This window comes from Pseudomonas sp. R38(2017), assembly GCF_002112395.1.
Lineage (GTDB): Bacteria > Pseudomonadota > Gammaproteobacteria > Pseudomonadales > Pseudomonadaceae > Aquipseudomonas.
The window spans coordinates 498,918-523,953 of sequence record NZ_NEHN01000006.1; the positions used below are offsets into that span (position 1 = coordinate 498,918).

The window sequence follows — 25,036 nt, forward strand, 5'->3', positions numbered from 1 at the left end:
CTTAAATGCCCTGCCCGCTGGAGCGGGGCGGGTGTCGCCTGTTACCATTCGCCGCTTGATTGTTCTTTGCTTTTCATTCTTTTCGAGACATGCCATGACCACCGTCCGCACTCGCATCGCGCCATCGCCTACCGGGGATCCCCACGTAGGTACCGCCTACATCGCATTGTTCAACTACTGCTTTGCCAAGCAGCACGGCGGTGAGTTCATCCTGCGCATTGAAGACACCGATCAGTTGCGTTCGACCCGCGAGTCCGAACAGCAGATTTTCGACGCTCTGCGCTGGCTCGGCATCGACTGGAGCGAAGGCCCGGACGTCGGCGGCCCGCACGGTCCTTACCGTCAGAGCGAGCGCGGCGATATCTACCAGAAGTACTGCCAGCAACTGGTCGACATGGGCCACGCCTTTCCGTGCTTCTGCACCGCTGAAGAACTGGACCAGATGCGCGCCGAGCAAATGGCTCGTGGCGAAACCCCGCGTTACGACGGCCGTGCATTGTTGCTGTCCAAGGAAGAAGTCGCCCGTCGCCTGGCTGCCGGCGAGCCGCACGTGATCCGCATGAAAGTGCCGACCGAAGGCGTCTGCGTGGTGCCGGACATGCTGCGTGGCGATGTCGAGATCCCGTGGGATCGCATGGATATGCAGGTGCTGATGAAGACCGACGGCCTGCCGACGTACTTCCTGGCCAACGTGGTCGACGATCACCTGATGGGCATCACTCACGTGCTGCGCGGTGAAGAATGGCTGCCATCGGCGCCGAAACTGATCCTGCTTTACGAATACTTCGGCTGGGAACAACCGGAGCTGTGTTACATGCCGCTGCTGCGTAACCCGGACAAGAGCAAGTTGTCCAAGCGCAAGAACCCGACCTCGGTGACGTTCTACGAGCGCATGGGCTTCATGCCTGAAGCGATGCTCAACTACTTGGGCCGCATGGGCTGGTCGATGCCGGACGAGCGCGAGAAGTTCTCGCTGCAGGAAATGGTCGACAACTTCGACCTCAAGCGCGTGTCGCTGGGCGGGCCGATTTTCGACATCGAGAAGCTGTCGTGGCTCAACGGTCAGTGGTTGCGTGATCTGCCGGTCGAAGAGTTCGCCGCTCGCATACAGAAGTGGGCGTTCAATTCTGAATACATGATGAAGATCGCGCCGCACGTTCAGGGCCGTGTCGAAACTTTCAGCCAGGTTGCACCGCTGGCCGGATTCTTCTTCGCCGGTGGCGTGAATCCGGATGCCAAGCTGTTCGAGTCGAAAAAGCTCTCGGGTGATCAGGTTCGTCAACTGATGCAGTTGATCCTGTGGAAACTGGAAAGCCTGCGCCAGTGGGAGAAGGACAGCATCACTGCGACGATTCAGGCAGTGGTGGAATCCCTCGAGCTGAAGCTGCGTGATGCGATGCCGCTGATGTTCGCGGCAATCACCGGTCAGGCGAGTTCGGTGTCGGTGCTCGATGCAATGGAGATCCTCGGGCCGGACCTGACCCGTTTCCGTCTGCGCCAGGCGCTTGACCTGCTGGGCGGCGTGTCGAAGAAAGAAAACAAAGAGTGGGAAAAGCTGTTGGGCGCTATTGCCTGATTGCGTTTGAGTCTGCAGGACGCGCCGCAGGTCAGGATTTTTTGATCCCGTCCTGCGGCGTTTTCCCCCGAATTTACGGGGGGAGGGCGGTAAGTGATTGTTATGCCGACAAAAAATTTTGAAATTTTTCAAAAATAAGTTTGACAGGCTTTCGATACGCCCTTAAGATTCGCCCCGTCCTCAGCGATGACATCAACGATGAGGGGCTATAGCTCAGCTGGGAGAGCGCTTGCATGGCATGCAAGAGGTCGACGGTTCGATCCCGTCTAGCTCCACCAATTTACACTTCGAAGCCTGGCCACACCGGTTTCGAAGCGATCAACACTCAGCGTTGATCAGCTGTATAGAAGGGTTTGCGTCCCCTTCGTCTAGTGGCCTAGGACACCGCCCTTTCACGGCGGTAACAGGGGTTCGAGTCCCCTAGGGGACGCCAGTTTTACAGAAGCGATGTTGCAAGATGTCGCTCCGCCGTGAGGCGAAAAATCCGGGGCTATAGCTCAGCTGGGAGAGCGCCTGCATGGCATGCAGGAGGTCAGCGGTTCGATCCCGCTTAGCTCCACCAATTTACAGTTCAAGGTCTGGCCACACCGGCCTTGAATCGATCAGGTCTCAGCACTGATCAGTTGTACAGAAGGTTTGTGTCCCCTTCGTCTAGTGGCCTAGGACACCGCCCTTTCACGGCGGTAACAGGGGTTCGAGTCCCCTAGGGGACGCCACGATTACCCGCTCTGCGGGATTTATAAGGGTCATTCAATTATTGAATGGCCCTTTTGTTTGTCTGGCGTTTGGCCAAATCCTCTTTTTCCTTAACACTGTGCTTCAGACCAGCGGTCACGCGCGTGACTTGCGGAATATTATTATGAGAATAATATTGCTATCGTAATATTCGGAGGCGACGATGAACGACAAGAAAGCTCAAACCCGCGAACGCATTCTCAAGGCCGCCAGCGCTGCACTGATCCAGCGCGGCCCGGCTGAACCGAGCGTGGGGGAAGTGATGGGTGCGGCCGGCCTGACCGTCGGTGGCTTCTACGCGCACTTCGAAAGCAAGGACGCCATGATGCTTGAGGCGTTCAAGCAATTGCTCGGTCGCCGTCGCGAACTGATTGCCGACATGGACAGCGAACTGACCGGTGAAGAGCGCCGCGCCCTGGTGGCCGCTTTCTACCTGTCGCGCAAGCATCGCGATTCCAGCGATTCGGCCTGCCCGATTCCGGCCTCCATTGGTGAGCTGGGGCGTCTGCCAGAAGCGTTCCGGATCGCATTGAGCGAACACTTGGAATTGATGATTGCGCAGTTGGCCGCAACGCCGGAAGACACCGATAAAGCGTTGGCCGATGTGGCCTTGATGGTGGGTGGTCTGGCGCTCGCGAGGGCGTTGGGCCCTGGAGATTTATCTGATCGATTGCTGCGCGCTGCCAAGTCGGCGGTGCGTTGACCTGAAGGCTACAAGCCCGAGGAGAGAGCGATGAGCACGTTGAAGTGGGTTCGTGGCGTTAATGGCACCTTGGGCTGGTTTGCACCGAAACTGGTGGCAAGCAAAATGCGACTGGCATTCATGACCCCTCGCGCCAATGCGCCACGGGATTGGGAATTGCCGCTGCTGGCGAAATCCGAGCGGATCACTTTGCGTTTCGGCCTCTCTGCGCTGCGCTGGGGGCAAGGCCCAACGGTTCTGCTGATGCACGGTTGGGAGGGACGACCAACCCAGTTTGCCGCGCTGATCACGGCGCTGGTCGAATCCGGTTACACCGTTGTTGCTCTTGACGGTCCGGCCCACGGTCGTTCGCCAGGGCGCGAAGCCAACGTCGTACTGTTTGCCCGCGCCATGCTCGAAGCCGCTGCTGAGTTGCCACCACTGCAAGCGGTCATCGGCCACTCCATGGGTGGTGCCAGTGCCATGCTCGCGGTGCAGTTGGGGCTGCGCACCGAAACCCTGGTCAGTATTGCCGCACCGGCTCGCATTCTGGGCGTGTTGCGCGGATTTGCCCGCTACGTCGGGATGCCGCCAAGAGCTCGTTCTGCCTTCATTCGGCAAGTCGAACAGGACGTCGGCATGCGCGCCGCGACCCTCGATGTCGCTCACTATCAACTGGATATGCCAGGTCTGATCGTGCACGCCGAGGACGACACGTTCGTCTCGGTCAAGGAATCCCAACTGATCCACGAATCCTGGTTCGACAGCCGATTGCTGCGCCTGGAAGCCGGCGGCCACCAGCGCGTGCTGGCCGACCCTCGGGTGATTGATGGCGTGTTATCACTGCTGGCCGGTCGCAGTCTTCAGGCGCGGCAATCGGCGTAGTCATCCGTTACACTGCCCCGGTTGAATCATTTGACCGGGAGTAGGGCATGGGCTGGGATCGGGCAACGCCGTTTACCATTGATCTGCAAGTGGGCGCCGAGGACATCGACGGGCTGGGGCACGCGAACAACGCAGTGTACGTGTCCTGGCTCGAACGTTGCGCCTGGCGTCACTCGCAGCGGCTGGGCCTGGATCTGGTCGAGTACCGTCGTCTGGACCGGGCGATGGCGGTAGTGCGGCACGAAATCGACTATCTGGCCGCCGCCTACGAAGGCGACGAACTGCAACTGGCGACCTGGATCGTCGATTGGGATCAGCGACTGAAAATGACTCGTCACTTCCAGCTGATTCGCCCCAGCGATAACACCACGCTATTGCGCGCCCAGACCACCTTCGTCTGCATCGAGTTGTCCACCGGCAGGCCCAAGCGCATGCCCGCCGAGTTCATCGAAGGCTACGGCCCGGCCATCCAGACAGCGGACATGGGTTTAACCCGCGAAACCCAGTAAACTGCCGCACGTTTTTCCTTGAGTGTGTGTTTCCCATGCAAATTGCTCTGGCGCCGATGGAAGGGTTGGTCGACGACATCCTGCGCGATGTCCTGACCCGTGTCGGCGGTATTGACTGGTGCGTGACCGAGTTCATCCGGGTCAACGATCAGTTGCTGACCCCGGCTTATTTCCACAAGTTCGGCCCTGAACTGCTCAACGGTGCTCGCACCGCTTCCGGCGTGCCATTGCGTGTGCAGTTGCTCGGTTCCGACCCGGTGTGCCTGGCGGAAAACGCTGCGCTGGCTTGCGAACTGGGTTCTGAAGTGATCGATCTGAACTTCGGCTGCCCTGCGAAAACGGTCAACAAGTCCCGTGGCGGCGCGGTACTGCTCAAGGAGCCGGAACTGCTCAACCAGATCGTCGAGCACGTGCGACGTGCGGTGCCGGCGCACATTCCTGTCACCGCCAAGATGCGCCTGGGTTTCGACAGCCCGGACGGCTCGTTGGTGTGCGCCACGGCGCTGGCCGAGGGCGGCGCCGAGCACATCGTGGTTCACGCCCGAACCAAGATGGACGGCTACAAGCCGCCGGCCCACTGGGAGTGGATTCCGCGGGTGCAGGACGTGGTCAAGGTGCCAGTGTTCGCCAACGGAGACATCTGGAGCGTCGAAGACTGGCGCCGTTGCCGGGAAATCAGCGGCGTCGAGGACATCATGCTCGGTCGAGGCCTGGTTTCGCGTCCCGATCTGGCCAAACAGATCGCTGCCGCCCGTGCCGGCGAGGAAGTCGTCGAGATGACCTGGACCGAGCTGATGCCGCTGATCCAGGACTTCTGGCTGCAAGCCAAAGCGCAGATGACTGCGCGCCAATCGCCGGGCCGTTTGAAGCAATGGCTGGCGATGCTGACCCGCAATTATCCCGAGGCCACCGAGCTGTTTACCGTGCTTCGCCGCGAAACCGAGCCGGATCAGGTCTCGCGCTTGCTGGGTTTGCCGGTCGCCGAGGCCGCCTGAAAAAATCTTCAAATAATCTCTTGAAAACAAAACGCAGGTCCCTATCTAAGGGTTACGCGATGCCGAATTCGGGTCGCGGAGACAAAAAAACTTGCTGATTGTTTTCAGGAGATTTGAACCATGAGTACTGCATTTTCCCTCGCTCCACTGTTCCGTTCCTCGGTAGGTTTCGACCGTTTCAACGACCTGTTCGAAACTGCCCTGCGCAACGAGCCAGGCAGCAGCTATCCGCCTTACAACGTCGAAAAACACGGTGACGATCAATATCGCATCGTCGTAGCGGCGGCCGGTTTCCAGGAAGAAGACCTGGAACTGCAAGTCGAGAAAGGCGTGCTGACCATCAGTGGCGGCAAGCGTGACGCGAACGAAGGCGTCACTTTCCTGCACCAGGGCATTGCCCAGCGTGCATTCAAGCTGTCCTTCCGTCTGGCCGATCACATCGAGATCAAGGCTGCCGACCTGCGTAACGGTCTGTTGAGCATTGACCTGCTGCGAGTGATCCCGGAAGAGGCGAAAGCCAAGCGCATCCCGATCAACGGGGTGGAGAAGCCGGTCCTGCAATAAGCCGACCGGGAAGAAGGGCGCCGAAAGGCGCCCTTTTTTGTGCCCGTCATTCCAGCAATCCTTTCAACCCCTCCAGCGGCAACGGCCGACTGTGCAGATAGCCCTGGTACAAATGGCAGCCCAGCCCTTGCAGGAATTCCAGTTGCTCCGGGGTTTCCACGCCTTCGGCGATCACTTCCAGTTCCAGGCTGCGGGCCATGGCGACGATGGCGCGGATGATTTCGGCGTCGTTGGGGTCGCTGGTAGCGTCACGGATAAACGATTGATCGATCTTCAGCGTGTCCACCGGCAATCGCTTCAGGTAGGTAAGCGATGAATAGCCGGTGCCGAAATCGTCCATGGCAAAGCTCACGCCGAGTTTTTTCAGGCGACGCATTTTGCTGATGGTGTCTTCCAGGTTCTGGATGACGATGCCTTCGGTAATTTCCAGTTTCAGCAGTGAGCATGGCAGGCCGTGGCTGCTCATGCTGTGCTCGATGCGCTCCACGAAGTCGTTTTGACGGAACTGGCGGGGGCTGATGTTCACGCACAGGGTGAAGGCCAGAGGATCGATCAGCTGTTCGGCGATCAATTGCTTGAAGGCTTCGCACGCCTCGTCGAGGATCCAGGTGCCGACCTCCAGAATCAGCCCGCTGTCCTCCAGAACCTTGATGAATTCGGCGGGCGATTGCGCGCCGAGTTCCGGGTGATTCCAGCGCACCAGGGCTTCAGCGCCGATGATGCGATTGTCCCGGGCGTCGATCTGCGGTTGGTAATGAACGTCGAATTCCCCCCGGGACAGCGCCAGGCGCAAGTCGGTCTCCATGCGCAGCCGTTCGCTGGCCGCTTTCTGCATGGTGTTGTGGTACATCTGTGTGGTGTTGCGCCCGGAATCCTTGGCCCGGTACAGCGCGATGTCGGCGCGTTTGAGCAGGTCGGTCGGGGTCGAGCCGTGATCGGGAATCAGCGCCACACCAATGCTCGGCGTCACTTGCAGGCGCTGGCCGTCGAGGAACATCGGCTCCGAGAGCAATTCGCGAATGGTGTCGGCCAACTCGCGCACCTGGGCGCTGACTTCGTTGCGTGTGCCTTCCAGGCCGCTGAGCAGCACCACGAATTCATCGCCACCGAGCCGCGCCACGGTGTCTTCCATGCGTACGCTGGCTTCAAGCCGCGCGGTGATGATTTTCAGCACCGTGTCGCCGACCGGGTGGCCGAGCGAATCGTTGATGTGTTTGAAGTGGTCGAGATCGAGAAACAGCAGCGCGCCGCGCAAGTTGTGGCGTTTGAGCAGGGCGATCTGCTGACTCAGACGATCCATCAGCAGCGCGCGATTGGGCAGGTTGGTCAGCGGGTCGTGATAGGCCAGATGACGGATCTGCGCTTCGGCATTCTTCAGCAGGCTGACGTCACGGGCGGTCAGCAACAGGCAGGCGGTTTCGTTGAGGGTGATCGGTTCGACCGAGACTTCCACCGTCAGGATCTCGCCGCGCTTGTTGCGCCCGAGCATTTCCTGATGATGCACGCGGCCCTTGATCTGCAGTTCGGCGAGCAGTGCCGAACGCTGTTTTTCTTCGGCCCAGATACCGACCTGATACACGGTTTTGCCCACCACTTCGTCGGCGCGATAGCCGGTCAGGCGGCAGAAACCGTCGTTGACCTCCAGATAGCGTCCGGTGTCGCGTTCGGTGATGGTGATGGCGTCGGGGCTCGAGTGAAACGCCTTGGCGAACTTCTCTTCACTGGCCTTGAGCGCCGCTTCCGAGCGCTGTTGTTGGGTGATGTCACGCAACGTGGTGACGATGCACGGCTGGTTGCCGACGCTGATCTGGCGGCTGGAAATTACACACGTCAGCGACTGGCCATCCTTGTGCCGGACGATGATCGCAACATTACTCAAGCCCTGTTCGCGGATCACCCGTTCGATGCGCTGCAGGCTTTTCGCCGAGGCATCCCACAGGCCGATTTCTTCGGCGGTGTGGCCGATGACGTCAGTGGCGCTCCAGCCGAAGGTCTGGCTGAAGCTGGAGTTGATTTCGATGAATTCCCCGGTTTCCTGGCGGGTCACGCAGATCGGGTCGGGGCTGACCTGGAACAGCGTGGCGAATTTTTCTTCCGAAGCCACCAGCCGTTGTTCGCGTTCGACTTGATCGGTGATGTCGAGCAGGGTGCCGGCCATCCGCAGCGGCGCACCGTTTTCGTCACGATAGAGGCGGGCACGGCTTTCCAGATAGCGCGAACTGCCATCGGGCAGTTGCACACGGTAGGTCAGTTGATAATTGCCCGCCGGGCCCTCGCGCAGGCTGCGATAGGCGTCGCGCATGCTGTCGCGCTCTTCGCCGGGCACCCCTTCGAAAAATTCGTCGAACGATTCATGAAACGGAATCGGCTCCAGCCCGTGCAATTGCGCGGCCCGGGCCGAGCCGTAAAGCATGCCGCTGGGAATGTGCCAGTCCCAGGTGCCGAGCTGGGCAGAGTCCAGCGCCAGATCGAGACGTTCCTGGCTGTCCTTGAGCGCGTGCTCGGCGGCTTTGCGTTCGGTGGTGTCGAGAAACGTGCTTAACAGGTACGGCTGGCCTTCGAGCTCGACCTTTTGCGCACTGAGAATACCGTCATGGACTTGACCATTGCTGGCGCGAAACTGCACTTCCATGCTGATCAGTTCGCCCTTGGCCTTGGTTTTCTTGACCAGTTCTGCTCTTTGCTCGGGATGCACCCACAGGCCCAGTTCCAGGGTAGTGCGCCCAATAGCGCTTTGTACCGGCCAGCCGAACAGACTTTCGAAGTACTGGTTGGCCTCGCTGATCAGGCCGTCTTCCTGGCGGGTCAGCAGCACCATGTTCGGGCACAGGTGAAACAGTGTGGCGAAACGCTTCTCCGAACTGGTGAGGGCTTGTTCCCGTTGCCGCTGGTGGGTGATTTCACGGATCACCCCGATCATTCGGGGCCGGCCGTTCTTGTCGGGCAGCAGGCTGCCATTGATCTCCAGCCAGTGCAGGCTGCCATCGGGCCAGCGGATGCGGTGGTGCATCGCCTGTTCCAGCGGCGCGCCGGCGATGACCGCATGGAAGGCGCGAACGGTTTTCGCCCGGTCTTCCGGCGGCAGCAGGTCGAGGTATTCCAGGTCTTCGGGCAACGGCTGCCGTGGGTCGAAGCCGAACAAGGCCTGGGTGCCCCGCGACCAACTGATCTGCCCGCGTTCGATGTCCCAATACCAGGCGCCGAGTCGGGCGCCATTGAGCGCCGCGAGCAATTGTGGCGCGCTCTCCCAGCTCTGCTCGGAACGCCGTGGATCAATGGCCTGAATACGCGGCATCGGCGGAATACGGTCAACAGATTTCGGCATTGTTAAGTGGCCTTGAGCTGAATTGGGCGTTAGGCACAGGGACGACAGCTCTATAGGAGTAGCACAAGTCAGCCGAGAGTCCCTGGCAGATCGATTTGCGCGTCCAGCAGGGCCATAAACGCCCGTGCAGCATTCGACAGCGTCCGTTCGGTGTGCAGGATATAGCCTAGCTGGCGACTGAGCTGTATGCCCGGCAAAGGTATGCGCGCCACCTGTTCATCGAGCATGGTGCGCGGCAAAACGCTCCAGGCCAGACCAATCGACACCATCATCTTGATGGTTTCCAGATAGTTAGTGCTCATTGCGATGTTCGGCGTCAGCCCCTGGGCCTCGAACAGACGTTGGACAATATGGTGGGTAAAGGTGTTGCCGCCGGGGAAAACCGCCGGATGACCGGCAATGTCCGCCAATGTGACAGCGCCGTTGCTGATCAATGTGTGTTCCGGGGCGACCACGAAATCCAGCGGGTCATCCCAGACCGGCGTGGCTTTGACCAGTGTGTGTGGCTCCGGTGCCAGGGTAATGACCGCCAGTTCTGCGCGGCCATGGAGAATTTCCTCGTAGGCCACTTCCGAATCGAGGAACTGAATATCCAGCGCTACCTGTGGGTAACGGCGGGTGTATTCCCTCAGCAAGGGCGGCAAACGGTGCAGACCGATGTGGTGACTGGTGGCCAGGGTCAGGCGGCCCGAGACTTCTCCGGTCAGGTTGGTCAGGGCGCGGCGGGTGTCGTCCAGCACGTTGAGAATCTGATAAGCCCGTGGCAGCAGAGCCCGGCCGGCCTCGGTCAGGCCCACTTCACGGCCCAACCGGTCGAACAGCCGCACATTCAATTGCTGTTCCAGCCCGGCGATGCGTTTGCTGATCGCCGGTTGCGTCAGGTGCAGGCGTTCACCGGCGCCGGAGAAGCTTCCGGACTCGGCAATCGCGATAAAAGCATTGAGGTTGGCCAGATCCATGTTCGTATTCCAGTTGGTTATCCAAAGCATAAAAAATATGAATTTGAGTTATTCAATCTAACGCCATAGGATCGGCCTCACAAGCCAAAGGGTTATTGATAAGCCCAGGGCATAGAAACAAGCTGATGAGGAAACGTCTGATGGCCGGCAAAACGCTCTACGACAAGCTCTGGGATTCGCATTTGGTCAAGCAGCGCGACGATGGTTCGGCGCTGATCTACATCGATCGTCACATCATCCACGAAGTGACCTCGCCGCAAGCCTTCGAAGGCCTGCGTCTGGCCGGGCGCAAGCCATGGCGCATCGATGCCAACATCGCCACCCCGGACCACAACGTTCCGACCACCCCGGAGCGCAAGGGGGGCATCAGCGCCATTGCCGACCAGGTCTCGCGTTTGCAGGTTCAGACCCTCGACGACAACTGCGATGAATACGGCATCGTCGAATTCAAGATGAACGACGTCCGCCAGGGCATCGTCCACGTGATCAGCCCGGAGCAGGGTGCGACCTTGCCGGGCATGACCGTGGTCTGCGGCGACTCGCACACCTCGACCCACGGCGCGTTCGGCGCATTGGCTCACGGTATCGGCACTTCCGAGGTCGAGCACGTGCTCGCTACTCAGTGCCTGGTTGCCAAGAAAATGAAGAACATGCTGGTGCGTGTCGAAGGCCAATTGCCGTTCGGCGTGACCGCCAAGGACATCGTTCTCGCCGTGATCGGCAAGATCGGCACCGCCGGCGGCAATGGCCATGCCATTGAGTTCGCCGGCAGTGCGATCCGCGATCTGTCCATCGAAGGCCGCATGACCATCTGCAACATGTCCATCGAAGCCGGCGCCCGTGTGGGCCTGGTGGCAGCGGACCAAAAGACTGTGGATTACGTCAAGGGCCGTCCGTTCGCACCGAAAGGCGCCGAGTGGGATCTGGCGGTCGAATCCTGGAAAGACCTGGTGTCCGACGCCGACGCGCATTTCGACACCGTAGTCGAACTCGACGCTGCGCAGATCAAGCCGCAAGTCAGCTGGGGCACTTCGCCGGAAATGGTATTGGCCGTTGATCAGAACGTGCCGGACCCGACTAAAGAGATGGATCTGGTCAAACGCGACTCGATTGTCCGCGCCTTGAAATACATGGGTCTGACTGCCAATCAGGCGATCACCGACATCCAGCTCGATCGCGTATTCATCGGCTCCTGCACCAACTCGCGGATCGAAGACTTGCGCGCTGCTGCGGTGATCGCCAAGGGCCGCAAGGTCGCATCGACCATCAAACAAGCCATCGTGGTCCCGGGCTCGGGTCTGGTGAAGGCGCAGGCCGAGGCCGAAGGTCTGGACAAGATCTTCCTCGAGGCCGGTTTCGAATGGCGCGAGCCGGGTTGCTCGATGTGCCTGGCGATGAACCCGGACCGTTTGGAGTCCGGCGAGCATTGCGCCTCGACGTCCAACCGTAACTTCGAAGGCCGTCAGGGTGCCGGTGGCCGTACCCACCTCGTCAGCCCGGCCATGGCCGCTGCGGCGGCGGTGAACGGTCGTTTCATCGACGTTCGTGAATTGATCTGAGGAGCGCAGCATGAAAGCTTTTACCCAGCACACCGGCCTTGTCGCACCTCTGGATCGTGCCAACGTCGACACCGACCAGATCATCCCGAAGCAGTTCTTGAAATCGATCAAGCGCACCGGCTTCGGCCCGAACCTGTTCGACGAGTGGCGTTACCTGGATGTCGGCCAGCCGTATCAGGACAACTCCAAGCGCCCGCTGAACAAGGAATTCGTGCTCAACGCCGAGCGTTATCAAGGCGCCAGCGTGTTGCTGGCCCGCGAGAACTTCGGTTGCGGTTCCAGCCGTGAACACGCGCCTTGGGCGCTGGAAGAATACGGTTTCCGCAGCATCATCGCGCCGAGCTATGCCGATATCTTCTTCAACAACAGCTTCAAGAACGGCTTGCTGCCGATCATCTTGAGCGACGCCGAAGTCGACGAGCTGTTCAAACAGGTCGAGGCCGAGCCGGGCTATCAGTTGCAGATCGATCTGCACGAGCAGACCGTGACCAGCCCGAACGGCAAGGTCTATCGCTTCGAGATCGACGCCTTCCGCAAACACTGCCTGCTCAACGGCCTGGACGACATCGGCCTGACCCTGCAGGACGGCGATGCGATTGCCGCGTTCGAAGCCAAGCATCGTGCGAGCCAGCCTTGGTTGTTCCGCGACGCGTGAATTTGAAAGGTTGAAACCCCAACGAAGGAAGTACTCATGACCAGCACCGCCCAGCACAGTCAGGTTGTACAAAAGCAATTCGGTGAACAGGCCGCCGCCTACCTGAGCAGCGCCGTTCACGCTCAAGGCACTGAATTTGCGCTGCTACAGGCTGAACTGGCGGGGCAGGGCGAGGCGCGGGTGCTGGACTTGGGTTGCGGCGCCGGGCACGTGAGTTTTCACGTCGCTTCGCTGGTGAAGGAAGTGGTGGCCTACGACTTGTCGCAGCAGATGCTTGATGTAGTGGCCGCCGCTGCCGTTGATCGCGGTTTGAGCAATGTGTCCACGGTCAACGGCGCCGCCGAGCATCTGCCGTTCGCCGATGGCGAGTTCGATTTCGTGTTCAGCCGCTACTCGGCGCACCACTGGAGTGACCTCGGCGTGGCCCTGCGCGAAGTGCGTCGGGTGCTGAAGCCGGGTGGCGTGGCGGCGTTCATTGATGTGCTGTCGCCGGGCAGTCCGCTGTTCGACACCTATTTGCAGAGTGTCGAAGTGCTGCGCGACACCAGCCATGTACGCGATTATTCTGCCGGTGAGTGGCTGCGCCAGGTCAGCGAGGCTGGTCTGCACACCCGCAGCACCACGCGTCAGCGCCTGCGTCTGGAGTACAACAGTTGGGTCGAGCGTATGCGTACGCCCGAGGTGATGCGTGCCGCGATCCGCGAGTTGCAGCGGTCGATGGGCAACGAAGTGCGCGAATATTTTGAGATTGAGGCCGATGGTTCGTTCAGTACAGATGTACTGGTGCTTTGGGCTGAGAAGTAATCTTGGAACGATAAGAATTTTTCCGGGCGCGCCAGTCGATGGCGCACCGACTGAAGACACGAGGAAAGCATGAGCAAGCAGATTCTGATTCTCCCAGGCGACGGTATTGGTCCGGAAATCATGGCCGAAGCGGTCAAGGTGCTGGAACTGGCCAACGACAAGTACAGCCTGGGCTTCGAGCTGAGCCATGACGTGATCGGTGGCGCCGCCATCGACAAGCACGGTGTGCCGCTGGCCGATGAAACCCTCGATCGCGCCCGCGCCGCCGACGCTGTGCTGCTGGGCGCCGTGGGCGGCCCGAAATGGGACACCATCGAGCGTGACATCCGCCCTGAGCGCGGCCTGCTGAAAATCCGTGCGCAACTGGGCCTGTTCGGCAACCTGCGTCCGGCGATCCTGTACCCGCAACTGGCAGACGCATCGAGCCTGAAACCGGAAATCGTTGCCGGCCTGGACATCCTGATCGTCCGTGAGCTGACTGGCGGTATCTACTTCGGTGCGCCGCGTGGCACCCGTACCCTGGAAAACGGCGAGCGTCAGTCCTACGACACCCTGCCGTACAGTGAAAGCGAAATCCGCCGCATCGCCCGCGTCGGTTTCGACATGGCCATGGTTCGTGGCAAAAAGCTGTGCTCGGTGGACAAGGCCAACGTGCTGGCGTCCAGCCAACTGTGGCGTGAAGTGGTCGAGCAGGTGGCCAAGGATTACCCTGAAGTCGAACTGAGCCATATGTACGTCGACAACGCCGCCATGCAACTGGTGCGCGCGCCGAAGCAGTTCGATGTGATCGTCACCGACAACATGTTCGGCGACATCCTGTCCGACGAAGCGTCGATGCTCACCGGCTCCATCGGCATGCTGCCCTCGGCCTCGCTGGACGCCAACAACAAGGGCATGTACGAGCCTTGCCACGGTTCGGCGCCGGACATCGCCGGCAAAGGCATCGCCAACCCGCTGGCGACCATTCTGTCGGTGTCGATGATGCTGCGTTACAGCTTCAATCTGCACGAAGCGGCGGATGCCATCGAGAAAGCGGTCAGTGTGGTGCTGGATCAGGGCCTGCGCACCGGCGACATCTTTTCGACCGGTTGCACTAAAGTCGGTACGCAGGAAATGGGTGACGCAGTAGTCGCCGCGCTGCGGAATCTGTAATCTCTCGGGCCCGCTGCGAAATTCAATACAAAGCAGCGGCCCACTTTTCAAGAAGGTGTAGTTGCGATGAAACGTGTAGGTCTGATCGGTTGGCGCGGTATGGTCGGTTCCGTGCTCATGCAGCGGATGCTGGAAGAGCAGGATTTCGATCTTATCGAGCCGGTGTTTTTCACCACTTCCAATGTCGGTGGCCAAGGCCCGTCCGTGGGCAAGGACATTGCTCCGCTCAAGGACGCTTACAGCATTGAAGAGCTGAAGACCCTCGACGTGATCCTGACCTGCCAGGGCGGCGACTACACCAGCGAAGTGTTCCCGAAGCTGCGCGAAGCCGGCTGGCAGGGTTACTGGATCGACGCGGCCTCGAGCCTGCGGATGAACGACGACGCCGTCATCATCCTCGACCCGGTCAACCGCAAGGTCATCGACCAGCAGCTCGACGCGGGTACCAAGAACTACATCGGCGGCAACTGCACCGTCAGCCTGATGCTGATGGGGCTGGGCGGTCTGTTCGAGGCCGGTCTGGTGGAGTGGATGAGCGCCATGACCTATCAGGCGGCCTCCGGTGCCGGCGCGCAGAACATGCGTGAACTGATCAAGCAGATGGGCGCGACCCACGCCGCTGTCGCCGATCAACTGGCCGATCCTGCCAGCGCGATCCTCGACATCGACCGTCGTGTGGCCGAAGCCATGCGCAGCGACGCTTACCCGACCGAAAACTTCGGCGTACCGCTGGCCGGCAGCCTGATCCCGTGGATCGACAAGGAATTGCCGAACGGCCAGAGCCGCGAAGAGTGGAAGGCCCAGGCCGAGACCAACAAGATCCTCGGCCGCTTCAAGAGCCCGATCCCGGTCGACGGTATCTGCGTGCGCATCGGCGCCATGCGCTGCCACAGCCAGGCGCTGACCATCAAACTGAACAAAGACGTGCCGATCGCCGACATCGAAGGGCTGATCAGCCAGCACAACCCTTGGGTCAAGCTGGTGCCGAACAACCGTGAAATCAGCATGCAGGAGCTGAGCCCGACGAAAGTCACCGGCACCCTGAACGTACCGGTCGGTCGTCTGCGCAAGCTGAACATGGGTTCGCAGTTCGTTGGCGCGTTCACCGTCGGCGACCAGTTGCTGTGGGGCGCGGCCGAACCGCTGCGCCGCATGCTGCGGATCCTGCTTGAGCGTTGATCGCTTGTTGCAATGAAAGAACCCGTGCCTTGCAAGAGGCGCGGGTTTTTTTTGCCTGTCCGGCAGCCACCCGGTAAAGTGCCGCTCCCCCCCGTTCCACCAGAGGTCGCACCATGAGCCAGCCCATTGATATTGCCGTGATCGGCGCCACCGGTATTGTCGGCGAAACCCTTGTGCAGATTCTCGAGGAGCGCGACTTCCCGGTCGGCAACCTGCACCTGCTGGCCAGCAGTGAATCCGCCGGCAGCTCGGTGCTTTTTCGCAACAAGAACGTGCGTGTGCGCGAAGTCGACGAGTTCGATTTCAGCAAGGTCAAACTGGCGTTCTTTGCCGCCGGCCCGGCCATCACCCTGAGCTACGCGGCTCGTGCTCATGCGGCGGGTTGCTCGCTGGTGGATCTGTCCGGCGCCTTGCCGGCAGATCAGGCGCCGCAAGTGGTGCCGGAGGCCAATTCCGATGTACTGGCTGGTTTGAAAGTGCCGTTCCAGGTCAGCAGCCCGAGTCCGTCGGCCACCACGCTGGCGGTGGTACTGGCGCCGTTGCTTGATCTGGTCGATCTGCAATATGTGCATGTCACCGCCAGTCTGGCCGTTTCTGCCCAAGGCCGTGAGGCGGTTTCCGAGCTGGCTCGCCAGACGACGGAGCTGCTGAACATGCGCCCGCTGGAGCCGACATTCTTCGATCGGCAGGTGGCGTTCAACCTGTTGGCTCAGGTCGGTACGCCGGACACGCACGGCCACACGCTGCTGGAAAAGCGTCTGGTGCGCGAGCTGCGCCAGGTGCTGGCCAAACCTTCATTAAAGATTTCCGCAACTTGCGTTCAAGCCCCGGTGTTTTTTGGCGATAGCTTTAGCGTGACCTTGCAGTCAGCGAACGCGGTCGACCTGGAAAAGGTCAATACCGCGCTTGAAGATGCCGAGGGGATCGAGCTGGTCGAGGCCGGTGATTATCCGACCGCGGTCGGTGACGCGGTGGGGCAGGACGTGGTCTATGTCGGGCGGGTGCGTAGCGGTGTCGACGAGCCGTCGGAACTTAATCTGTGGCTGACGTCAGATAACGTACGCAAAGGCGCGGCGCTCAACGCGGTGCAAGTGGCCGAGTTGTTGATAAAAGGCCTGCTGTAAAAGATACTTGGCAACAATTTGTCGACTGATTCTAGCCGGGCGCTATGCTTGGCCAGACCGCTTGATGACGTAATACCCTCCGGGACTTTCCGGGGCATCAAAGAAATGATCGCGCGCGGCATGCTGTCGTCGTCGCGCGCAATGCCTTACGGCAGCGACAATCAACATCTTCTCGCTCGCCGAGGAACGTTCAAACAAAGGAAGAGGCTATGGTTCAAGTTCGCAAACTGGTGTTAGCAATAGCGGCCGCCTCGGCGCTGTCCTCCGGTATGGCGCATGCCCTCGGGCTCGGGGAGCTGACCCTGAAGTCGACCCTGAACCAGCCGCTGGTGGCGGAAATCGAGCTGCTCGATGTCAAGGATCTCACTGCTGCCGAAGTGGTGCCGAGCCTGGCCTCGCCGGAAGATTTCGCCAAGGCCGGCGTCGATCGCCAGGCCTTCCTCAATGATCTGACCTTCACCCCGGTGCTCAACGCCAGCGGCAAAAGCGTGCTGCGCGTAACCTCGAGCAAGCCGCTGTCGGAACCGATGGTGAAATTCCTCGTGCAGGTGATGTGGCCGAACGGCCGCCTGTTGCGCGATTACAGCGTATTGCTGGACCCATCGAAATTCTCGCCGCAGACCGCCGATGCCGCTGCGCAACCGGCGCCGTCGCAGACGATCACCGCACCAACTACCGGCGCCACGCATCCGAGCCACACCACCACGCCGCGCGATACCCTGTGGGAAATCGCGGCCAAGGCGCGCACCGGCGGTTCGATCCAGCAGACCATGCTGGCAATTCAGGCGCTGAACCCTGACGCATTCATCGACGGCAACATCAACCGCCTGAAAACCGGCCAGGTGCTGCGCCTGCCGGATCAGGTGCAAAGCACTGCGCTGCCGCAGTCGAAAGCGATTGCCGAGGTTGCCGCGCAGAACGAAGCCTGGCGTCAGGGGCGTCGTTACGTGGCCAAGCCGGGCGCCGGTCAGCAACAGCTCGATGCCACCAAGCGTGGTCGCGCCAATGCCGGCGGTGCGCAGAATGCCAAGGACAACCTGAGCCTCGTTTCCGCCGAAAGCGGCAAGGCTCGCGGCAAGGGGCCGGCTGGTGACGCCAAGGCTCTGAGCAACAAGCTGGCGGTGACCCAGGAAAGCCTCGATACGACCCGTCGTGACAACGCAGAACTGAAAAGCCGCATGGCTGACCTGCAAAGCCAGCTGGACAAACTGCAACGCCTGATCGAGCTGAAGAACAATCAACTGGCGAAAATGCAGGCTGAAGGCCCGGGCACTGCTCCGGCGCCGGCAACTGACGCGGCTGCGCCAGCCGTTGCGCCGGTTCCGGCCATTACTGCGGAACTGGCTGCAACTCCACCGGCGACGCCGGCCGAGGCGGCACCTGCCGCACCTGCGCCTGAAGCCGCCGCACCGGCACCGGCACCGGTTGAGCCGGTGGTCGAGCCGAAGTCTGCTGCCGACCAAGACAAGACCTTCAACGAACTGCTGACCAACCCGATCCTGCTGGGTCTGGTCGGTGGTGGCGCGGTGGTGTTCCTGCTTCTGCTGTTGCTGCTGGCCCGTCGTCGCAAAGCGCAACAGGAAGCCGAGAAACATCTGCGCATGGCTCGCGCCCTGGAAGAACAGTCGTTCTCGCCTGAACTTGATCTGCCGGAAGACAGCTTTGAAGGCCTGGAAGTCCCTGCGGCAAGCGTCAAGCTCACGCCTGCGCCAGCTCCGGCACCTGCCCCTGCCCCTGTGGTGGCTCCGGTGGTGATGGCCGAGCCGATCGCCGCGCCGCTGGTGGCGCCGGCGGCCGAGCGCTCCGACGACGTGTTGGACAAGGCGCAGTCGCATATCGATGGCGGTCGTCTGAATCAGGCGGCAGCGTTGCTGGAGGAGGGCGTCAGCCTGGAACCGCAGCGCAGTGATTTGCGTCTGAAGCTGATGGAAGTCTACGGTCGCCAGGGTGATCGTGATGCTTTCGTCGGTCAGGAGCGCCAACTGGTTGCCAATGGCGACAACTTCGCCAAGGTCGAAGAACTGAAAAAACGCTTTCCGGCTATGGCGGTCGTTGCGGCTGCCGGTCTGGCGGCAGCGGCTATCGCTGCCGAACTGGATGCGGAGTACGTCAAGGAATTGCTGCTTGATGAGCCAGAAGCGCCTGCCGCCAAGGTGGACGACGATCTGGACAGCGCTTTTGACCTGAGCCTGGATGATCTCGACAACATCAAACCGGTGGAGCCTGTTGCGCCGGTGGCGGCCGTCGAACCTGAAGCGCCGGTAGAGCTGGACGAATTCCCGGCCGATGACGACCTGAGCTTCGAGTCGGTGCTGCAGCAACAGACCGAAATCAAGGAAAACCTCGACGACCTGTCTGACTTCGATCTGGACCTGGATCTCGGTGCCGATCCTGTGCCGGTTGAACTGGCTGACGATGATTTCCTGCTGGATCTCGACGAGAGCGTGAAGGATCTGCCGTCGGTCGAGCCGCCAGTGGTGGCTGAAGCGCCTCTGGATGATCTGGAGCTGCCAGCCGATTTCGACCTGTCCCTGGCCGACGAAATGGATGCGACCCCGTCTGAGCCGGATGCCTTCGCCGCCGAGCTGGACGACGTCAATGCCGAGCTGGATCGCCTCTCGAGCAGCATCAACGAGCCGAGCTTCACTGAATCCGACGCAGCGTTGGGCGGTGATCTGAACGACGAGGACTTCGACTTCCTCGCCGGTACCGACGAAGCCGCCACCAAGCTCGATCTGGCTCAGGCCTACATCGACATGGGCGACAACGACGGCGCGCGCGACATCCTCAACGAAGTGCTCAGTGAGGGTGACGATAAGCAGAAGAGCGAAGCGAAGGAAATGCTTTCGCATCTGGCTTGATATTGAGCTAAACCAAAAGCGGCAGCCCATTTAAGGCTGCCGTTTTTGTTCGTGCTGGATTCTATGGTGCTTGAGCTAATGCCATCGCTGGCTTGCCAGCGATGAGGTCGGGTTGGTCGATGGAGAACTCTCTGGTATCCCCGGATAGCCGCCTTATAATGCTCGCCTTTGTAGATCAGCAGGCTGTACCGACTTGGCAAACATAGATAACCCGGCCGCCGAAATGGCCCCCGAAGGCTTTTTTCGTGTCGCCCTGGGCGTTGAATACAAGGGCTCGCGCTACAGCGGCTGGCAGCGTCAGTCCACGGGTGTGCTCACGGTGCAGGAAACCCTGGAGAAAGCCTTGTCGAAGGTCGCGAACTCGCCGGTTTCGCTGCAATGCGCCGGGCGCACGGACGCCGGTGTGCATGCCTGCGGGCAAGTCGTGCATTTCGACACCCAGGTCGACCGCTCGCTGAAAGCCTGGGTCATGGGGGCCAATATCAATCTGCCCCACGACATCAGTGTCAGTTGGGCGAAGGTCATGCCTGCGCACTTCCATGCGCGGTTCAAGGCCATTGCCCGGCGCTATCGCTACGTGATCTACAACGATCAGATCCGTCCGGCGCATCTCAATGAAGAAATCACCTGGAATCACCGTCCGCTGGACGTGGAGCGCATGGCTGAGGCCGCGCAGTATCTGATTGGTACCCATGATTTCAGCGCGTTTCGGGCAGGGCAGTGTCAGGCCAAGTCTCCGATCAAGCAGATGCATCATCTGCGCGTGACTCGTCACGGCAAGATGATCGTGCTGGACATCCGTGCCAACGCCTTTCTGCACCACATGGTGCGTAACATCGCCGGGGTGCTGATGACGATCGGTGCCGGCGAACGGCCGCCGGAGTGGATGAAAGAGGTCCTTGAGAGCCGCGAGCGGCGCTCCGGCGGCGTCACAGCGCACCCGTTCGGGCTGTATCTGGTGCAGGTCGAGTACCACGATGAGTTCCCGTTGCCCGAGCGTTTCATCGGGCCACATTTCCTTACGGGTTTCTCGGAACTTGACGGCTGACGCCCTCGAATGCATTTGTTACCATCCGGGACTTTCCCGGATTTGCCTTGAGGTTTTTATCGACATGTCGGCCGTTCGCAGCAAGATTTGCGGGATTACCCGCATAGAAGATGCGTTGGCAGCCGTCGAGGCCGGGGCCGATGCCATCGGGTTTGTGTTCTACGCTAAGAGTCCAAGGGCGGTAACCGTTCAGCAGGCGCGCGCGATCATCGCCGCATTGCCGCCGTTTGTGACCACGGTCGGGCTGTTCGTCAATGCCAGTCGCTGCGAGCTCGGGGAAATCCTCGATGCCGTGCCACTGGATCTGCTGCAATTTCACGGTGATGAGACCGCCGCCGACTGCGAAGGCTGGCACCGTCCGTACATCAAGGCCCTGCGGGTCAAGGCAGGTGATGACATCGCCGCCGCCTGCGATGCCTACCCGAGCGCCAGCGGTGTGCTGCTCGATACTTATGTTGAAGGCGTGCCCGGTGGAACCGGCGAGGCGTTCGACTGGTCATTGATTCCGCAGGGTTTGAGCAAGCCGCTGATTCTGGCAGGCGGACTGACGCCGGAGAACGTCGCTGATGCGGTTGCCCGGGTGCGGCCATACGCCGTGGACGTCAGCGGTGGGGTAGAGGCGAGCAAGGGCATCAAGGATCACGCAAAGATTCGGGCGTTCATCAACGCCGTACGTTGATGTGACGGCTGGCAGACTGCCGCCGTCCACAGCTCTGTAGAAAAGAGGCTGAGGGTTTTTTCGGGTTGTACGCAGGTCAGTTCCGCTGATCCGGCAGCCCAGACGATCATCGCCACACATGAATTTAGCTGAAGGGCATACACGGGGCCGCGAACCAGAGCGTTCGGGCCGCCGGTACTGGAGAAAGAAAGCATGAGCAACTGGTTGGTAGACAAGCTGATCCCTTCGATCATGCGTTCCGAGGTCAAAAAGAGCTCGGTGCCTGAAGGTCTGTGGCACAAATGCCCGTCCTGCGAGGCTGTGCTGTATCGTCCGGAGCTGGAAAAGACCCTGGACGTTTGCCCTAAATGCAACCACCACATGCGTATTGGCGCTCGTGCGCGCATCGACATCTTCCTGGATGCCGAAGGCCGTGTTGAGCTGGGTGCCGATCTGGAACCGGTTGACCGTCTGAAATTCCGTGACGGCAAGAAGTACAAGGATCGTCTGGTGGCTGCCCAGAAGCAGACCGGCGAGAAAGACGCACTGGTTTCCATGAGTGGCACCCTGCTGGGCATGCCTGTCGTGGTTTCGGCGTTCGAATTCAGCTTCATGGGCGGCTCCATGGGCGCCATCGTCGGTGAGCGTTTCGTGCGCGCCGCCAACTACGCCCTGGAAAACCGTTGCCCGATGGTCTGCTTCTCCGCCTCCGGTGGCGCGCGGATGCAGGAAGCCCTGATCTCGTTGATGCAGATGGCCAAGACATCGGCCGTGCTGGCACGTCTGCGTGAAGAGGGCATTCCGTTCATCTCCGTACTGACCGATCCGGTCTACGGTGGCGTTTCCGCCAGTCTGGCGATGTTGGGCGACGTTATCGTCGGCGAGCCGAAAGCCCTGATCGGCTTCGCCGGTCCGCGCGTGATCGAGCAGACCGTGCGTGAAAAACTGCCGGAAGGCTTCCAGCGCAGCGAATTCCTGCTGGAGCACGGTGCTATCGACCTGATCATCGACCGTCGCGAGCTGCGTCCACGTCTGGGCAACCTGCTGGCACAACTGACCGGCAAGCCGACACCAACCTTCGTTGCTGCGCCGATCGAGCCGATCGTCGTTCCGCCGGTGCCTGCCAACGTATGACCGAGCGCACCCTTGGCGAGTGGCTCGCCTACCTTGAGCAGTTGCATCCCTCGGCCATCGACATGGGGCTGGAGCGTTCGCAACAGGTAGCGTCCCGTATGGGGCTGGGCCAGCCGGCGCCTCGGGTGATTACGGTCACCGGCACCAACGGCAAGGGTTCGACCTGCGCTTTCGTGGCTTCGCTGCTGCGGGCGCAGGGCCTGAGCGTTGGTGTCTACAATTCCCCGCACCTGCTGCGTTACAACGAGCGGGTGCAGCTCAATGGCGTCGAAGCCACTGATGCGCAGCTGTGCGAAGCCTTCGCGGCGGTCGAGGCTGGGCGTGGCGAAACGTCCCTGACTTACTTCGAAATGGGCACCCTGGCGGCGTTCTGGCTGTTTCAGCAGGCCGGGCTCGATGCGGTGGTGCTGGAAGTCGGTCTGGGCGGGCGTCTGGACACGGTCAACGTGGTCGATGCCGACGTCGCGCTGGTCACCAGCATTGGTGTCGATCATGCCGATTACCTGGGCAACACCCGCGAATCCGTGGCCTTCGAGAAGGCCGGGATTTTCCGTCAGGGCAAACCAGCGCTGTGCGGCGATCTGAATCCTCCACAACCTTTGCTGGACAAGGTGCGCGAACTTGCTTGCCCGTTCTTCCTGCGTGGGCGCGATTTCGATCTCGGCATCACTGATCAATTCTGGCAGTGGCGCGGCACCGATGCTGAAGGTCAGCTCGTCGAGCTGCACGATTTGCCTTTGCTCGATCTGCCGATGGAGAACGCTGCGCTGGCGTTGCAGGCTTATCTGCTGCTCGGTTTGCCATGGAATGCCGGGCAGATTGTTGCGGCGTTGCAGGCGACTCGCGTGGTCGGTCGTCTTGATCGTCGTTCGTTCGAATGGAATGGCAAGCGTCTGAATCTGCTGCTGGACGTTGGCCATAACCCGCATGCGGCGGAGTATCTGGCGCGGCGTCTGGCTGCGCGTCCGCCGGTCGGCAAGCGTCTGGCGGTGTTCGGCCTGTTGGCGGACAAGGATCTGGGCGGTGTCATCGGTGAGTTGAATGCCAGCGTCCAGCATTGGGCGGTGGCGCCGCTGGATTCGCCGCGGGCGCGTCCGGTGGCTGAATTGAATGACGCATTGCAGAACCTTGGCGCTTCGGTCACGTCTTATGACAGCGTGGCGGCGGCTCTGGAAGGGCAGTGTGCAGTGGCCACCAGCGACGACGAGATCTTGCTGTTCGGATCATTTTATTGTGTCGCCGAGGCCCTGGAATGGTTGTCTCGGCGCTCCACGGAGGAAGCGGCAAATGGCTTTGCTGGATAAAGCGTACAAGCAGCGCATGGTCGGTGCCCTGGTGCTGGTGGCGCTGGCGGTGATTTTCCTGCCGATGCTGTTTTCCCGTCAGGATGAACAGCGTCAGGTAACCGTCGAGGCGCCGGCAGCGCCGCAAGCGCCTGCCGTGGCGCAAATCCAGATGGAGACAGTGGCGGTGCCTGAGCCGCAGGTTCTGCCGCAAGAGCCGGTGCCGAGTGACGACGAGGTTGCCGAGCAGGCAGCGCCAGCGGCACCGATTACACCTGCTGCGCCGACACCGGCTCCAGCACCGGTAGCCAAGCCAGTCGCCGTTGCGCCTGCACCTGCACCTGCGCCGGTGACCAAGCCTGCTGCAGCCCCGGCCCAGCCGATCGCTGCGCTGTCTGCCAAGCCCGATACCACCCAGAGCCGCGTCGATGCCAATGGCCTGTCGGTAAGTTGGTCGGTGCAGTTGGCCAGTCTGTCGAGTCGCGCCAGCGCCGAAAGCCTGCAGAAAACCCTGCGCAGTCAGGGTTACAACGCCTACATCCGCTCCGCCGATGGCAAGAATCGGGTGTTCGTCGGTCCGCTGATCGAGCGCGCCGAAGCCGATCGTCTGCGCGATCTGTTGGGGCGTCAGCAGAACCTCAAGGGGTTTGTGGTGCGCTTCCAGCCCGAGCGTGGCTGAAAACTATCACCTCGATTGAAATGCACTGACAATCGCAGCTTACCGACAGCCATGCGCTCTGCTAAAATGCGCCGCCTTATCCGTCTGTAGGCTGCACTGTGCCATTTACCTGGGTTGACTGGGCGATCGTTGCAATCATCGCCATCTCCGCTTTGATCAGTTTGAGCCGCGGCTTCGTCAAAGAAGCATTGTCGCTGGTGACCTGGATCATCGCAGGAGCTGTTGCCTGGATGTTCGGTGGCTCGCTGTCCGAGTACCTCGCCGGATACATTCAAACTCCATCGGCTCGTGTGATCACGGGCTGTGCCATCATGTTTGTCGCCACACTGATCGTGGGCGCGATGATCAATTATCTTATCGGCGAGTTGGTTCGCGTCACCGGATTGTCCGGGACCGATCGATTCCTCGGCATGGCCTTCGGCGCTGCGCGTGGCGTGTTGCTGGTGGTCGTGGCGGTCGGGCTGTTGAGCCTGGGGCCGGTACAGCAGGACGGGTGGTGGAAAGAATCACAGCTCGTGCCAAAGTTTCTATTGGTCGCCGACTGGTCCAAGAACCTGATTCTCGGGTGGAGCAGTCAGTGGCTTGCCAGCGGAATCAGCGTACCCGCTGATATTCCGTTCAAGGAGCAACTCTTGCCGTCGGCCAAAACGCCTCAGTAAGTGTTGTTCAG

General features: G+C 60.8%; 21 protein-coding genes and 4 tRNA genes. 23 read left to right on the forward strand and 2 right to left on the reverse strand.

Going from position 1 to position 25,036, the window contains the following annotated elements:
• The first annotated feature begins 94 nt into the window (after positions 1-94).
• The 10 genes from gltX to CAF87_RS18230 all read left to right on the forward strand — a co-directional run bounded on the left by gltX (position 95) and on the right by CAF87_RS18230 (position 5,946).
• Positions 95-1,576, forward strand: a complete 1,482-nt coding sequence (gene gltX / locus CAF87_RS18185) for a glutamate--tRNA ligase (RefSeq protein ID WP_085732468.1) — start codon at positions 95-97, stop codon at positions 1,574-1,576.
• Between the two features lie 202 nt (positions 1,577-1,778).
• A tRNA-Ala gene (locus CAF87_RS18190) sits at positions 1,779-1,854 on the forward strand.
• A gap of 79 nt (positions 1,855-1,933) precedes the next feature.
• Positions 1,934-2,009: transfer RNA gene (locus CAF87_RS18195), tRNA-Glu, on the forward strand.
• Positions 2,010-2,062: 53 nt separating this feature from the next.
• Positions 2,063-2,138 (forward strand) — tRNA-Ala (locus tag CAF87_RS18200).
• Between the two features lie 78 nt (positions 2,139-2,216).
• Positions 2,217-2,292: transfer RNA gene (locus CAF87_RS18205), tRNA-Glu, on the forward strand.
• 182 nt (positions 2,293-2,474) lie between these two features.
• Positions 2,475-3,014 (forward strand): TetR/AcrR family transcriptional regulator, encoded by a 540-nt coding sequence (locus CAF87_RS18210; RefSeq protein WP_085732469.1) that lies wholly within the window; start codon positions 2,475-2,477, stop codon positions 3,012-3,014.
• 30 nt (positions 3,015-3,044) lie between these two features.
• On the forward strand, positions 3,045-3,878 hold the full coding sequence (locus CAF87_RS18215; RefSeq protein ID WP_085732470.1) for an alpha/beta fold hydrolase: 834 nt from the start codon (positions 3,045-3,047) through the stop codon (positions 3,876-3,878).
• A gap of 47 nt (positions 3,879-3,925) precedes the next feature.
• Positions 3,926-4,387, forward strand: a complete 462-nt coding sequence (locus CAF87_RS18220; RefSeq protein WP_085732471.1) for a thioesterase family protein — start codon at positions 3,926-3,928, stop codon at positions 4,385-4,387.
• Positions 4,388-4,422: 35 nt separating this feature from the next.
• Positions 4,423-5,382: a tRNA-dihydrouridine synthase gene (locus CAF87_RS18225; protein WP_085732472.1), complete on the forward strand. Its 960-nt coding sequence runs from the start codon at positions 4,423-4,425 to the stop codon at positions 5,380-5,382.
• A 120-nt stretch (positions 5,383-5,502) separates the two neighbouring features.
• Positions 5,503-5,946, forward strand: coding sequence for an Hsp20 family protein (locus tag CAF87_RS18230; RefSeq protein WP_085732473.1), 444 nt, complete (start codon positions 5,503-5,505; stop codon positions 5,944-5,946).
• Positions 5,947-5,992: 46 nt separating this feature from the next.
• On the opposite strand, the gene CAF87_RS18235 is transcribed toward CAF87_RS18230, so the two are convergent.
• Both CAF87_RS18235 and CAF87_RS18240 read right to left on the reverse strand, forming a co-directional pair.
• Complete coding sequence (locus CAF87_RS18235; protein ID WP_085732474.1) at positions 5,993-9,271, reverse strand: PAS domain S-box protein; 3,279 nt, start codon at positions 9,269-9,271, stop codon at positions 5,993-5,995.
• A 68-nt stretch (positions 9,272-9,339) separates the two neighbouring features.
• Entirely contained in the window at positions 9,340-10,230 is an 891-nt protein-coding gene (locus tag CAF87_RS18240; protein ID WP_085732475.1) for a LysR family transcriptional regulator, read from the reverse strand.
• Between the two features lie 140 nt (positions 10,231-10,370).
• Here CAF87_RS18240 and leuC point away from each other — a divergent pair, with 140 nt between their 5' ends.
• The 13 genes from leuC to CAF87_RS18305 all read left to right on the forward strand — a co-directional run bounded on the left by leuC (position 10,371) and on the right by CAF87_RS18305 (position 25,025).
• A complete protein-coding gene (leuC, locus tag CAF87_RS18245; protein WP_085732476.1) occupies positions 10,371-11,789 on the forward strand; it encodes a 3-isopropylmalate dehydratase large subunit in 1,419 nt (472 codons plus the stop codon).
• Positions 11,790-11,799: 10 nt separating this feature from the next.
• Positions 11,800-12,444 carry a 3-isopropylmalate dehydratase small subunit gene (gene leuD, locus CAF87_RS18250; RefSeq protein WP_064594825.1) on the forward strand — a complete coding sequence of 215 codons (645 nt, stop codon included), beginning with the start codon at positions 11,800-11,802 and terminating at the stop codon, positions 12,442-12,444.
• A 36-nt stretch (positions 12,445-12,480) separates the two neighbouring features.
• Positions 12,481-13,248, forward strand: coding sequence for a class I SAM-dependent methyltransferase (locus CAF87_RS18255; RefSeq protein WP_085732477.1), 768 nt, complete (start codon positions 12,481-12,483; stop codon positions 13,246-13,248).
• 69 nt (positions 13,249-13,317) lie between these two features.
• The gene (gene leuB / locus CAF87_RS18260) at positions 13,318-14,400 is read left to right on the forward strand and encodes a 3-isopropylmalate dehydrogenase (RefSeq protein ID WP_085732478.1); all 1,083 of its coding nucleotides are present in this window, start codon (positions 13,318-13,320) and stop codon (positions 14,398-14,400) included.
• A 66-nt stretch (positions 14,401-14,466) separates the two neighbouring features.
• Positions 14,467-15,579, forward strand: coding sequence for an aspartate-semialdehyde dehydrogenase (gene asd / locus CAF87_RS18265; protein ID WP_011333354.1), 1,113 nt, complete (start codon positions 14,467-14,469; stop codon positions 15,577-15,579).
• 113 nt (positions 15,580-15,692) lie between these two features.
• Entirely contained in the window at positions 15,693-16,703 is a 1,011-nt protein-coding gene (locus tag CAF87_RS18270) for an aspartate-semialdehyde dehydrogenase (protein WP_085732479.1), read from the forward strand.
• Between the two features lie 209 nt (positions 16,704-16,912).
• Complete coding sequence (locus CAF87_RS18275; RefSeq protein ID WP_085732480.1) at positions 16,913-19,564, forward strand: FimV/HubP family polar landmark protein; 2,652 nt, start codon at positions 16,913-16,915, stop codon at positions 19,562-19,564.
• Between the two features lie 223 nt (positions 19,565-19,787).
• Positions 19,788-20,612, forward strand: coding sequence for a tRNA pseudouridine(38-40) synthase TruA (truA, locus tag CAF87_RS18280; protein WP_085732481.1), 825 nt, complete (start codon positions 19,788-19,790; stop codon positions 20,610-20,612).
• Positions 20,613-20,676: 64 nt separating this feature from the next.
• Positions 20,677-21,291: a phosphoribosylanthranilate isomerase gene (locus tag CAF87_RS18285; RefSeq protein WP_085732482.1), complete on the forward strand. Its 615-nt coding sequence runs from the start codon at positions 20,677-20,679 to the stop codon at positions 21,289-21,291.
• Positions 21,292-21,483: 192 nt separating this feature from the next.
• Complete coding sequence (gene accD / locus CAF87_RS18290; RefSeq protein ID WP_085712004.1) at positions 21,484-22,404, forward strand: acetyl-CoA carboxylase, carboxyltransferase subunit beta; 921 nt, start codon at positions 21,484-21,486, stop codon at positions 22,402-22,404.
• Positions 22,401-23,708 carry a bifunctional tetrahydrofolate synthase/dihydrofolate synthase gene (gene folC / locus CAF87_RS18295; protein WP_085732483.1) on the forward strand — a complete coding sequence of 436 codons (1,308 nt, stop codon included), beginning with the start codon at positions 22,401-22,403 and terminating at the stop codon, positions 23,706-23,708. Before accD ends, folC begins: the two co-directional genes overlap by 4 nt.
• Positions 23,692-24,366 carry an SPOR domain-containing protein gene (locus tag CAF87_RS18300; protein WP_085732484.1) on the forward strand — a complete coding sequence of 225 codons (675 nt, stop codon included), beginning with the start codon at positions 23,692-23,694 and terminating at the stop codon, positions 24,364-24,366. Before folC ends, CAF87_RS18300 begins: the two co-directional genes overlap by 17 nt.
• A gap of 98 nt (positions 24,367-24,464) precedes the next feature.
• Positions 24,465-25,025 carry a CvpA family protein gene (locus tag CAF87_RS18305; protein WP_007956464.1) on the forward strand — a complete coding sequence of 187 codons (561 nt, stop codon included), beginning with the start codon at positions 24,465-24,467 and terminating at the stop codon, positions 25,023-25,025.
• Positions 25,026-25,036: the final 11 nt, after the last annotated feature.